The organism is Shewanella sp. ANA-3 (genome assembly GCF_000203935.1).
Lineage (GTDB): Bacteria > Pseudomonadota > Gammaproteobacteria > Enterobacterales > Shewanellaceae > Shewanella.
Genome location: NC_008577.1, coordinates 885464 through 897844, shown reverse-complemented (window position 1 = coordinate 897844; position 12381 = coordinate 885464). Strand labels below are relative to the sequence as shown.

Here is a 12381-nt window from a genome sequence, read left to right as displayed (position 1 = left end):
CTAATTAGAGCCAACATCATAAACACAAGGTTTTGATATCGCTATGGAGAAAATTTCACCCAATAAAAAGCCCCGAACGATTCGGGGCTTTTTAGTTGATAAGGTTAAACCAAGCTTACTTGCTGGTATCTATCGGGTCGAAGGATTTCACTAAATCATCAATCGCCTTCATCTGTTTCAGATAGTTTTCTAACTGATGCAGTGGCAGCGCACATGGGCCATCACATTTAGCGTTATCTGGATCTGGGTGAGCCTCAATAAACAGACCCGCTAAGCCTAACGCCATGCCACTACGGGCTAATTCAGTCGCTTGAGCACGACGGCCGCCCGCCGAATCGGCACGACCACCAGGACGTTGTAATGCGTGGGTGGCGTCGAAAATCACCGGATAACCGGATTGCTTCATCTCATCCATACCCAGCATATCAACCACTAGGTTGTTGTAACCGAAGCATGAACCACGTTCACACAGGATAATCTCATCGTTACCCGCTTCGTTAAACTTAGTGATGATATGGCGCATTTCGTGTGGCGCTAAAAACTGCGGCTTTTTCACGTTGATGATAGCGCCCGTTTTCGCCATGGCGACAACGAGGTCTGTTTGGCGCGCTAAGAAAGCAGGCAGCTGAATAATATCAACCACTTCAGCGACAGGCGCACATTGGTAAGTCTCATGCACATCGGTGATCAATGGCAGATTGAAGGTCTTTTTGATTTCTTCAAAAATCTTTAAGCCTTCTTCCATGCCAGGACCACGGTAAGAGTTAACAGAAGAGCGGTTAGCCTTGTCGAACGACGCCTTGAAAACATAGGGAATACCCAGTTTTTGCGTCACTTCGGCATAGGTTTCAGCAATCGACATAGCGAGATCGCGAGACTCAAGCACGTTCATGCCACCAAACAACACGAAAGGTTTATCGTTAGCGATCTCGATTGAACCTAGGTTTATGATTTTATTACTCATCGCAACTTCTCTCTAAAATGCTGGAACCTTACCAGCGCTGAACAGGAGCTAAGGCAACTATACCGCGACGGCTTGCAGTAACTGACCGCAGAGCCACGCCATATAAGTGCCTAGCGCATAACCAAATACGGCTAACAATACCCCTACAGGGGCTAAAGCTGGGTGGAACGCCGCTGCCACAACGGGCGCCGATGCAGCTCCCCCCACGTTTGCCTGACTGCCCACGGCCATATAAAACAATGGAGCCTTAATTAACTTAGCAATCAATAACATAAAGCCAGCGTGCACTATCATCCAAATAATGCCCACTAAAAAATATAGCGGTGTATCAAGCACCTTGCTTACATCCATATGTAAACCAATGGTCGCCACCAAAATATACAAGAACGCCGACGCCACCTTAGAAGCCCCCGCCGCCTCTAAATGGCGCATAGGGCTAAAGGACATAGCTAAACCTATGGTGGTCACAATCACCACTAACCAGAAGAACTTAGAGGTTAAACTGTAATCCTCAGTCCAAGGATAGTTGGCCTCAAAATAAGGACCGAGGAAATCGGCGGCAATATGGGCCACGCCCGTGATGCCAAATCCGACAGCCACAATCAGCATTAGATCACGCAGGCTTGGAATACGCGCATTTTCAGCGTGATACTGTTCAACCTTGTTCTTTAAAGTCTCAATTGCTGAGGTATCCGCACCTGTTTTGGCATCGATTTCCTTGGCTTTTGACGCCATAAACAACAATACCGCCATCCAAATATTGGCCACAATCACATCGACTGTCACCATCACGGAGAAGATATTGCCGCCCACTTCATAAATTTCTTTCATCGCGGCTTGGTTCGCACCGCCGCCAATCCAACTGCCCGCAAGGGTCGTCATGCCACGCCACACCGCATCAGGACTATCGACACCAATCAACGATGGCTCGATAAAGGACACCACGAGCAGTGCAATCGGCCCGCCAATCACAATGCCGACTGTCCCAGTTAAAAACATGATCACTGCCTTAGGCCCAAGTCCTAAGATGGCTTTTAAATCCACACTTAAAATCAATAACACCAAACAGGCGGGCAATAGGTAGCGCGAGGCAACATAGTAAAGCTGTGATGTCCCACCATCGATCACACCAAAGGTATTCAACAACGATGGCAAGAAATAGCAGAGTAATAACGCTGGGATAAAACGGTAAAACTTTTGCCAAAATGGATGACTACTACTGCTGGTATAAAACACAAATCCCAGAATCGTTGCCAATATTCCCAGCGCCACCGCGTCATTGGTGACTAATGCCGTGCTTGCCATGTGTATTCTCCCTGTTTGGTACAGTTGTTATTGTATTTATGCTAAAAACTGCCGTTTGCAGTTAGTGGGCAAACTTCCCATTCGCCCCATTTATTGTTGTTTTTTTGAAAAACAAGGAGAGCCTGTTAGGCTCTCCTTTAAGATTTAGTGATAGATTTCAGCGTGTTCGCTAAGCTCTTTGAGCTGCATTTTGACGATTTCGATGACAGGATCATGCGGGCTGTTATCGACAAAGTGTTGCAGATCGGCCGCCGCGACATTGATACACCCCAGTTGCTGGGCGATAAAGGCGCGCTCCCGATTTAAGTGCACATCATCAGGGTGCCACTGTAGCAGCAAGTTGCAACATTCCATCGCCGCCTCAAATTGATGCGACACGATACACCCCGCCTTAAGCTCATGCAGCATGCGCGAAATCAGCTTCTTCACCGACGCCGCCTTTAAGTAGCTTGGCTTAAGCTCAGCCGCGTTACCCAGCTCACCACGCACTAACACATGGAGCTGATGTTTCGTCAACTCTTTGCCCGTCAGCGGATCGTGATAACGCACAACACCAGCAACGTTACTGCGAAGCACGGTATTACCCGGTAAGAGTAAGGCTTCGAGCTCTAAATCGAGCTGCTTGGCCAGTAGCATCAATACCGTCGCCAGTGCGGTGCTATTGCCCTGTTTAGTGATAAGACAAGTGCCTAAATCCGCCGCTTCGGTACTGAAGTAATTGTCGCGGACACTAAAACCCAAGTCCTGATAAAACCAATGCAGCAACGCATTTAAGCGTTGCTGTTGATCCACCAGGTAATGACTTAATACGGCTCCCGCCAATTCAAACCAAGCCCATTTCGCCGCTTCGAGGTTTGAAAATCCAAGGTGAGCACCTACATCCAATGCCGACTCGGGCAAAGAAATGCCATCTTGCAGATTGTATTTACCCATTAACCCAATAATACCGCTTGTTTAAAATGCGCCAATTTGGCCGCGTAAACTAACCAACCTAATGCACCTAAAAAGGCAAAAACTTTGAACAATTTGTTTCTGTTCGCTTTTATCGCAATTACGCCCAAGGCAATATACGCGAGCACTGCGCCAATTTTTTCGGTCAACCAAGGGTCCACAAAGGGATATTGCTTGATCATAAAGCACAGGGTTAAGCCCGACAGCAGTAAAAAAGTGTCGATAACATGGGGCGCGATTTTGAATACTTTCTTGCCCATCAGTGCTGACTGACGTAAGTGCAACACAAAACGAACGACAAAAAACAGCACACTCACGGCAATTAAGGTTAAATGCAGGTGCTTAACAGCAGGATAAAGACTGTAAAAAGTTTCCATTGTGATACTTATGGCCAGTGACAAAGGCGCTAGTTTACCCTAATCATAACGCCAGACCAATGCCTAACGCGCGAGATTCGCAGACGAAAATCCGTCCCTCAGTTTGTAGGAAACCACAATGAATTTAATGATAATTGACGATGAATCCGCCGAATTTGCCGATGCGGTAAAGCAAAAAATCGTCGAATTTAATCAGCTGCACTGGCAAACGCTAAAGCGTCAAAACCTAGGATTAAAATTACAGGATGAGGACGGTAACTTGCTCGCGGGCTTAAGCGGTAAAACCTTTGGTAATTGGCTATTAATTGATTACCTTTGGGTCGATGCCGCATTGCGCCAGCAAAACATCGGCTCACGCTTATTACTCGAGGCCGAAAGCAAGGCCAAACAACGTGGCTGCCAATTTGTCCTGCTCGATACCTTAGATTTTCAAGCCAAACCTTTCTATGAGCGCCACGGATATCGCGTGCAATGGGTACAACAAGCCTATCCCGAAACCGGCAGTAAATTCTTTATGGTCAAAGTGCTATAGCTTGAACCTAAGCTTAGAGCTGATTTTGAAGATGTTGAGTCGGGTGTTTGTCAAAAGCTAACCATTTCAACCAATACACAAACAAAAACGCCATTGATAAATAACCAATGGCGTTGTTTTGTGCTTTGCGGGATTGGATTAAATATTAAATTCCAATCAATCCCATCCACTTACCCATAGTGCATCTGTCGTTGCTGCCAAAATCCCGCACGGTCGCGACATTTTGATAACCCAGCTCGGTCAGTTTTTCTCTGAGCTTTACCGCCTGCTCAAATCCGTGTTCGAGCAGAATATAGCCGTTGGGCTTCAGATAATCCCGAGCAGTTTTTGCGATGTAGTAGAGATCGGCAAAACCCTCATCGGCGGCGGTGAGCGCACTTTGCGGCTCGAAGCGCACATCCCCTTGATGTAAATGCTCATCGGCCTCATCGATGTAAGGCGGATTTGAGACAATTAAATCAAAGTCGTGGGCCTTGATAGCGCTAAACCAGTCACTTTGGAGGATCTCCACCTGCTCGAGCTTAAGGTTAGTCCGGTTCGCTTTGGCCAATGCCACTGCATCTTCCACCTTATCGACGGCGGTGATTTGCCAAGTCGCTCGCTCAGAAGCCAACGCCAGCGCAATAGCACCGGTTCCAGTTCCTAAATCCAGCACCTTAGCATTGCTCTCAAGCGGCAAGTTTAAGGCGGTTTCAACCAGGATTTCGGTATCTGGGCGAGGGATTAACGTGGTGTCATTCACGATAAAGGGCAGCGACCAAAACTCACGCTCGCCCACAATATGTGCCACGGGTACGCCCTGCTGGCGACGTTGCACCATTTGCTGGAAACGTTTCCACTGCTCCACCGTCAAGGCTTTTTCGGGCCAAGTGTAGAGAAATGCACGGTTTTTATTGAGGCAATACAGCAGGAAAACCTCTGCATCCAGATGGGCGGATTCAGAGGTAGGCGCTAGCTGAACATAGGCCCATTGCAGGGCCTCGGCGATACTCGATTGATCAGCCAAAATTACCCCTGCTCATCAGCCAGAGCGGCTAATAGGTCGGCCTGATGCTCTTGCATCAGCGGTCCTAAAATCGCATCTAAGTCACCTTCCATCACTTCGTTTAAGCGATACAAGGTTAAGTTGATACGGTGTTCACTCACGCGGCCCTGTGGGAAGTTATAGGTACGCACACGCTCGGAGCGGTCGCCACTGGCTACCAGACTACGGCGAGTCGACTCTTCGGCGCTGCGGCGCTTTTCGTCTTCAACGGCTTGGATACGCGCCGCTAACACGCTCATCGCTTGGGCACGGTTTTTATGCTGTGAACGTTGATCCTGACATTCCACCACAATCCCGGTTGGAATGTGGGTAATACGAATGGCAGAATCGGTTTTGTTAACGTGCTGACCACCCGCGCCCGATGAACGGAAGGTATCGACCTTCAGATCGGCTGGGTTGATTGAAATCGCTTCCGCCTCAGGCACTTCGTGCATGACTACCACAGTCACGGCAGAGGTGTGTACACGGCCTTGAGATTCAGTTTCAGGCACACGTTGAACACGGTGACCGCCGGATTCAAACTTGAGTTTACCGTAGGCACCTTCACCACTGACTTTAACGATGATTTCTTTAAAGCCACCGTGTTCGCCTTCGTTCGAGCTCATGATTTCGAGCTGCCAACGGTTGGCTTCGGCATAACGGCTATACATACGGAACAGATCACCCGCGAAGATTGCGGCTTCGTCGCCACCCGCACCGGCACGAATTTCGATAAAGGCGTTGGTGTCGTCGTTAGGATCTTTTGGTAATAACAGAATTTGCAGCTCGGCTTCGAGACGTTCAAGTTCAGCTTTAGCTGCCTTGATTTCTTCCTGCGCCATTTCGCGCATTTCAGCGTCATCTTCTTCCAGCATTTCCTTTGCAGACTCAAGATCCGCCTGTGCTTGCTGGTAGGCTTTAAAGCCTGCAACCACTTCTTCTAACTGAGAATATTCTTTGGATAACGCGCGAAAACGCTCCTGATCGGCGATAACGGACGCATCACCAAGCAAGGCTAAGACTTCTTCATTGCGCTCGAGCAAGCCTTCCAGCTTGCGGATAACGGATTCCTTCATTTAACTCGCTAACCTTAGTTTTTATCTAATCCGAGCGCTGTTCTTAACTGACCTAAGGTATTCAAATCACCCTGACGACTCGCCACTGTGAGGGCTTGGGTTGGTGCGTGAATAAGTCTATTTGTCAGGCGATTGGCTAGTTCAATCAATACCTGCTCAGTGTCGCCCCCCTGCGCTAATTTATTCAGGGCGCGTTCCACTAACTCATCCTTTATCGCCATGCTTTGGCTGCGATACTCGCGAATACTGTCGACCGACTCTAAAGAACGTACCCAATCCATAAAGAGGTAGGATTGTTCTTCAGTAATTAATTCAGCTTGCTCGGCGGCCTCCTTACGGGAAGCCTTATTCTGTTCAATAATGCTATGCAGGTCGTCCACTGTATACAGAAACGCATCGTCCAAATCGGCGACTTCCGGCTCAATATCCCGGGGAACTGCTATATCAACCAATAACATAGGTTGATGGCGACGCTGCTTTAGCGCTTTTTCTACCATGCCTTTACCAAGGATTGGTAGCGGGCTGGCGGTAGAGGATATCACGATATCGGCTTTAGGGAGAAAATCTGGTATCTGTGCCAGCGTAATTGCCGTGGCATTAAACTCTTCACACATGCTTTGAGCACGTTCCAGAGTACGGTTTGCCACGACCATAGAAGCAACACCGTTATCCTTAAGATGTTTAGCCACCAGCTCAATGGTTTCACCGGCACCAATTAACAGCACCTTAGTGGTCGACAGCGAAGAGAAGATATGTTTTGCCATGCTCACGGCGGCAAAGGCCACCGAGACAGCTGCGGCACCGATTTCGGTTTCGGTACGCACTTTTTTCGCCACGGAGAAGGTATTTTGGAATAAGCGATCGATGGTTAGCGCAACGGTACCCGCTTCTTTGGCTTTGACAAAAGCCTGCTTAACCTGCCCCAGAATTTGCGGCTCACCCAAAATCAGCGAGTCAAGACCCGAGGCCACGCGCATTAAATGCCTTACCGCCGCTTGACCGTGGTAATTGTAGAGGCACGGCGCTACATCTTGATGATCTAGGCCATGATATTCTTCAAGCCACTCAATGATGTCGGCCTCATCGCCATTGTTACAATACAATTCAGTGCGATTACAGGTCGAGACGATAACGGCTTCACCCGAGCGTGTACGACTGGCCAGACTCTTCATGGCATCATGAATTTTGTCCGGAGAGAAGGCAACTTTCTCACGCAGGTCTACCGTGGCTGTTTTATGGTTAATACCGATTGCTACAAGGCTCATCTGACTCTTTTCTAGATTCTTGGCGTCTCTCTTAATAAGGGCATTCTACTGAATTGGCCCAACTAAAAACAGAATACGCTTAACAAAACCGAATAAAGGTCTAACTTCTTACCTAAATTTTCTATCAATGATAGACAAATGCAGATTATCGCGACCGAAGTTATCCCAAGTGACCGCCAATGGAAATTTTACGATTGGCATTGGTATTCTTTACAAGCCCTCGTATCATAAGGACTTTGGTATATCAGTTATAGATGAATAATTTGAAGCGCTTCACAAAATCCATTTTCTCTTGTATCGCCTTGAGCGGCCTATTGTTTTTAGGCGGCTGTGAAACCCTGCCGCCAACGACAGATCTCAGCCCTATGACGGTCGACAATGCCGCCCAAGCCAAGGCATGGGAATTACAGGGGAAACTCGCTATCCGCACGCCACAGGATAAGCTCAGCGCCAATCTCTATTGGCGCCACAGTGAGGAGCGAGACGAACTCACCCTCACCACTATGCTCGGCACCACAGTGTTGACCTTGGATGCTACGCCTAACTCGGCTCACCTGCATGTCGATGGCAAAGATTTTCGTGATAGCAACGCCCAAGCATTACTCGAGCGAGTCAGCGGCTGGTCCATCCCGATTAACGACTTACCCCTTTGGATAACAGGCCAAGTCGGCGCTTTAGACCGTGTGCTTGCCGTCGATAGCAATGGCAAAACCAAACAAATTCAAAACTCGCAAACCTTGCCGCCTTGGGTCGTCACATTTTTGAGTTGGCAGCCCCAAAGCGGTGCCGAGGTGCCCTATCAGTTAAAGCTTGAACGTGGTGATTTACAGCTCAAGCTGCAACTCAATCAATGGCAAGCCTTAGGTAAACCCTCAATACTGCTCGGAGAAAAACCTTAGCATGTCGAATGAGATTTCACGCAACTGGCCCGCGCCCGCCAAATTAAATCTGTTTTTGCATATCAACGGGCGCCGCGCCGACGGTTACCATGAGTTGCAAACCCTGTTTCAATTTATCGATTGTTGCGATCAACTCGATTTTAGGGTGACGCAGACGCCTGAGCTGATATTGCACTCGAACATGTCGGCCGTTGTCGCCGATAGCGATAACTTAATTCTGCGAGCCGCAAAATCATTACAGCAAGCGACAAGTTATCCTGGCGGCGCCGAAATCTGGCTCGAAAAACGTTTACCCATGGGCGGTGGTTTAGGTGGCGGCTCCTCCGATGCGGCCACCACACTCGTGGCCTTAAATCAGTTGTGGAACACCCAATTATCTAACGATGAATTAGCGGCGATTGGTTTAAAACTCGGTGCCGATATCCCTGTTTTTATTCGCGGTTTCGCGGCATTTGCCGAAGGCGTTGGCGAACGTTTACAGGCGGTGACGCCCACTGAATTTTGGTATTTAGTGATAGCGCCCGATGCCCATGTCTCCACCGCTGCGGTGTTCCAAGATCCTTTGCTACCCCGCAATACACCTAAGCTTGGCATCGACACCTTAATGAGCCAACCTTGGGCAAATGATTGCCAAGATCTGGTCGTTTCCAAATACCCTCAAGTTGCCAAGGCCTTAGGCTGGCTGCTAGAATATGCGCCGTCGAGAATGACCGGAACGGGCGCATGCGTGTTTGGGGAGTTTTCTTCGCAGCAGCAAGCTCTCGCAGCCTTGGCGAAATTACCGTCTGATATGCAAGGATTTGTTGCAAAAGGGATGAATATTTCGCCGCTCATAGTGCGACTCACTCATCCATAAACTACTTTCTTCTAGAGCAACTTTTTACGATAGCCCACGGGTTCCGCTCCCGTCCCCGCATCGTCGTTGCTCTAGCCACTAAAATATAAAGCAAACGCCTGAGGTTCATACAGTGCCCGACATCAAGCTCTTTGCTGGGAACGCCACCCCCAGTCTCGCTAAGAAGATAGCCGATCGTCTATTTTGTAAACTCGGAGACGCAGTGGTTGGTCGTTTCAGCGATGGTGAAATCAGTGTCCAAATTAACGAAAATGTACGTGGTGCCGATGTGTTTATCATCCAATCCACCTGCGCCCCAACTAACGATAACCTAATGGAACTTATCGTTATGGTTGACGCGCTACGCCGTGCATCTGCCGGTCGTATCACTGCCGTTATTCCTTACTTTGGTTATGCTCGTCAAGACCGTCGCGTACGTAGCGCACGTGTACCTATTACTGCGAAAGTCGTTGCTGACTTCCTGTCAAGCGTCGGTGTTGACCGCGTTCTGACCTGTGATTTACACGCAGAGCAAATTCAAGGCTTCTTCGACGTACCAGTAGACAACGTGTTCGGTAGCCCAGTGCTGCTCGAAGATATGCTGGCGAAGAAATTAGATAACCCTGTGGTTGTTTCTCCAGATATCGGTGGTGTTGTCCGCGCTCGAGCAGTGGCAAAACTATTAGATGATTCTGATCTGGCCATTATCGACAAGCGTCGTCCACAGGCAAACGTAGCACAAGTGATGCACATCATTGGTGACGTTCAAGGCCGAGACTGCATTATCGTTGACGATATGATCGACACAGGCGGCACTCTGTGTAAAGCGGCTGAAGCCTTAAAAGAACACGGTGCAAACCGCGTATTTGCTTACGCGACTCACCCAGTATTCTCTGGCAAAGCGGCTGAAAATATCGAAAACTCAGTGATCGATGAAGTTATCGTGACTGATACTGTACCTTTAAGCCCTGAAATGCTTAAAGTGGCTAAAGTGACTCAACTGACTATGTCGGCCGTATTGGCAGAAGCCATTCGCCGCGTCAGCAACGAAGAGTCTATCTCTGCAATGTTCAGCCACTAATCGCGGCGCTTTGCATAAAAAACGCACCTTAGGGTGCGTTTTTTGTTGGTGGATTTTATTGCGTTACTACTTTCGAGCTTTTCGTATTAATAGCTCGTGCGCCATCATATTCAAATAAACCTCAACAGCGCTTCGCCATAAAAAAACGCCCCCTAAGGTGCGTTTCTGACAGACAAAAGTGCGACTAGATCTTAAAGTGGCTCACGGCACTGACTAGATACTCGGCGCGGGATTTAAGTTCATCCGAAGCCGATGCATTGGCATCGGCAGCCCGAGAAGAATCCTCAGCAATATCACGGATAACGACCACGTTCTTATTCACTTCGGCGGCAACCATGCTCTGCTCTTCAATCGCTGCAGCAATCTGAGTGCTCATATCCATAATATTATGCACATCGGTATTGATAAGCTTCAGCAATTCTCCCGCCGCCGCAGCCTGCTCGGCACTCTCGGCGCCTTGCTTTTGGCTCGCATCCATTAATTGCACTATTGCGCGGGTTCGACTTTGCAGGGTTTGAATAATATTGGCAATCTCCTGAGTTGATGTCTGAGTTCGCATCGCCAGACTACGTACTTCGTCGGCAACCACGGCAAAACCACGGCCTTGTTCACCCGCGCGGGCCGCTTCAATCGCCGCATTGAGTGCCAGTAAATTGGTTTGTTCCGCAATGCCACGGATCACATCGAGCACGCTACCAATGGTTTCACTATCACGCTCGAGCTCATCCACCACTGAGGCGCTGCTGTTAATTTGTTCAGACAATTGTCTGATCTTGAGGATGGTTTGCTCCACCTCAGTTTGCCCTAATTGAGCGTTATCATGGGTTTTACCCGCTTTGAGGGCCGCAAGCTCGGTCGTTTTAGCAATTTCATCAATGGTCGCGCCCATTTCGGTAATCGCCGTCGCCACCATATCGGTTTCATTAAGCTGCTGAGCAACGCCTTCGGAGGCGAGCATTGCATTCTCTGACACACTCTTACAGGACGTGTTAATCGTGGCGACTGAGTCAATAACCTGCTCGATAAGCTGCTGAAAGCTCCCCACCATGCTATTGAAATGCTGCGCAATTTCACCCAGCTCATCCTGAGTCGAGGCATCGCATCTGAGGGTTAAGTCTTTGCTGACTTCGATACGTGAAATCACCTGCGTTATACGTTCCACCGGGGTGATAATGCTGCGGATAATAAGGTAAGTAATCACTGCAAGGATCAGGGCGATAATCACGAAGACCAAAATCCCGATATTCACACTGCTGCTTTCGGTATCATCAATCGCCTTTAACGCAAGATTATGCAGCTCGTCGGCACTGGCCTCGGTTAACTTGTTTGCGGCGATCAATTTCGCCATAGTGCCATCTTTTTCACTGAGCCCCAGTTGCTGCTCTTTATTGACTAAGCTCTTAAAATCCTTTTGATATTGCTCAATTAGGGCCGCAATTTTATTTTGTGTATCAAAATCTAAGCTGGATGCACGCAGACTTGTGTTGAACTGAGCAATATTCGAGTCGAAGGTCTCGACATAGCTCATCTCGCGGCGCAGCATAAAGTCTTTCTCATTGCGTCTTAGCTGCAACATGGCAACTTCGAGGGATAACTGGTCGTATTCCTTCAGCATGGACTCAACATTGTGCACTGCCGTTCTTAAGGTGCCGTAGAGACCCGTTTTAGGCGTTAAACCAATTTCTTGCTGCAGTTGTACGACTTCATTGAAGGCGACTTGGTACTGATTAAGGTTACGGTCAAAACTTTCGAGTGGCGCAGTGGAAACCTTGTATTTTTTAAAAATACTCTCAAGATTCGGGACTAACTCATCAATCTTGGCATGTACCTCACCATGCAGTTGAACATACTGCATATCTTTACGACCAAAAAAATCCTTTTCATTTTTACGCAGTAGCAATACATCTCGCTCCAATTCGAGAACGCTTTGTGCTGCGTGGGAGAGTTCCGACTCAACCGAATTTGAATGAAGCTGCAATCCAAACATGGCAATCAAGGCCGTAACGGATACAGCGGCACTGAGTAACAACTTTGAGCGGATTAACATAAAAAGCCCCTAATAAATAACTTCT

12 protein-coding genes are annotated in these 12381 nt (G+C 48.4%); 4 read left to right on the top strand and 8 right to left on the bottom strand.

Going from position 1 to position 12381, the window contains the following annotated elements; translation table 11 throughout:
- Nucleotides 1-115 precede the first annotated feature (115 nt).
- From kdsA to SHEWANA3_RS04055, 4 genes are all read right to left on the bottom strand, one after another.
- Entirely contained in the window at nucleotides 116-964 is an 849-nt protein-coding gene (kdsA, locus tag SHEWANA3_RS04070) for a 3-deoxy-8-phosphooctulonate synthase (RefSeq protein WP_011625269.1), read from the bottom strand.
- A 57-nt stretch (nucleotides 965-1021) separates the two neighbouring features.
- Nucleotides 1022-2269: a DUF819 family protein gene (locus SHEWANA3_RS04065; protein ID WP_011715929.1), complete on the bottom strand. Its 1248-nt coding sequence runs from the start codon at nucleotides 2267-2269 to the stop codon at nucleotides 1022-1024.
- A 144-nt stretch (nucleotides 2270-2413) separates the two neighbouring features.
- Nucleotides 2414-3202, bottom strand: coding sequence for a tetratricopeptide repeat protein (locus SHEWANA3_RS04060; RefSeq protein ID WP_011715928.1), 789 nt, complete (start codon nucleotides 3200-3202; stop codon nucleotides 2414-2416).
- The gene (locus tag SHEWANA3_RS04055; protein ID WP_011623908.1) at nucleotides 3202-3597 is read right to left on the bottom strand and encodes a SirB2 family protein; all 396 of its coding nucleotides are present in this window, start codon (nucleotides 3595-3597) and stop codon (nucleotides 3202-3204) included. The genes SHEWANA3_RS04060 and SHEWANA3_RS04055 overlap by 1 nt, the downstream gene beginning before the upstream one ends.
- 118 nt (nucleotides 3598-3715) lie before the next feature.
- On the opposite strand from SHEWANA3_RS04055, the gene SHEWANA3_RS04050 reads away from it, so the two are divergent.
- Entirely contained in the window at nucleotides 3716-4129 is a 414-nt protein-coding gene (locus tag SHEWANA3_RS04050; protein ID WP_011715927.1) for a GNAT family N-acetyltransferase, read from the top strand.
- Between the two features lie 145 nt (nucleotides 4130-4274).
- Here SHEWANA3_RS04050 and prmC read toward each other — a convergent pair whose 3' ends face one another.
- From prmC to hemA, 3 genes are read right to left on the bottom strand one after another with little or no spacing between them, the layout of a single operon-like run.
- A complete protein-coding gene (gene prmC, locus SHEWANA3_RS04045) occupies nucleotides 4275-5135 on the bottom strand; it encodes a peptide chain release factor N(5)-glutamine methyltransferase (protein WP_011715926.1) in 861 nt (286 codons plus the stop codon).
- Between the two features lie 2 nt (nucleotides 5136-5137).
- On the bottom strand, nucleotides 5138-6229 hold the full coding sequence (prfA, locus tag SHEWANA3_RS04040; protein ID WP_011715925.1) for a peptide chain release factor 1: 1092 nt from the start codon (nucleotides 6227-6229) through the stop codon (nucleotides 5138-5140).
- Between the two features lie 14 nt (nucleotides 6230-6243).
- On the bottom strand, nucleotides 6244-7494 hold the full coding sequence (hemA, locus tag SHEWANA3_RS04035) for a glutamyl-tRNA reductase (RefSeq protein ID WP_011715924.1): 1251 nt from the start codon (nucleotides 7492-7494) through the stop codon (nucleotides 6244-6246).
- A gap of 254 nt (nucleotides 7495-7748) precedes the next feature.
- Here hemA and lolB point away from each other — a divergent pair, with 254 nt between their 5' ends.
- The 3 genes from lolB to SHEWANA3_RS04020 all read left to right on the top strand — a co-directional run bounded on the left by lolB (nucleotide 7749) and on the right by SHEWANA3_RS04020 (nucleotide 10309).
- A complete protein-coding gene (gene lolB / locus SHEWANA3_RS04030) occupies nucleotides 7749-8393 on the top strand; it encodes a lipoprotein insertase outer membrane protein LolB (protein WP_011715923.1) in 645 nt (214 codons plus the stop codon).
- 1 nt (nucleotide 8394) lies between these two features.
- Nucleotides 8395-9249 carry a 4-(cytidine 5'-diphospho)-2-C-methyl-D-erythritol kinase gene (gene ispE / locus SHEWANA3_RS04025; protein ID WP_011715922.1) on the top strand — a complete coding sequence of 285 codons (855 nt, stop codon included), beginning with the start codon at nucleotides 8395-8397 and terminating at the stop codon, nucleotides 9247-9249.
- A 112-nt stretch (nucleotides 9250-9361) separates the two neighbouring features.
- A complete protein-coding gene (locus tag SHEWANA3_RS04020; protein ID WP_011623915.1) occupies nucleotides 9362-10309 on the top strand; it encodes a ribose-phosphate pyrophosphokinase in 948 nt (315 codons plus the stop codon).
- Between the two features lie 184 nt (nucleotides 10310-10493).
- Here the strand turns inward: SHEWANA3_RS04020 and SHEWANA3_RS04015 are convergent, their stop codons facing one another.
- Complete coding sequence (locus tag SHEWANA3_RS04015) at nucleotides 10494-12356, bottom strand: methyl-accepting chemotaxis protein (protein WP_011715921.1); 1863 nt, start codon at nucleotides 12354-12356, stop codon at nucleotides 10494-10496.
- Nucleotides 12357-12381 lie beyond the last annotated feature (25 nt).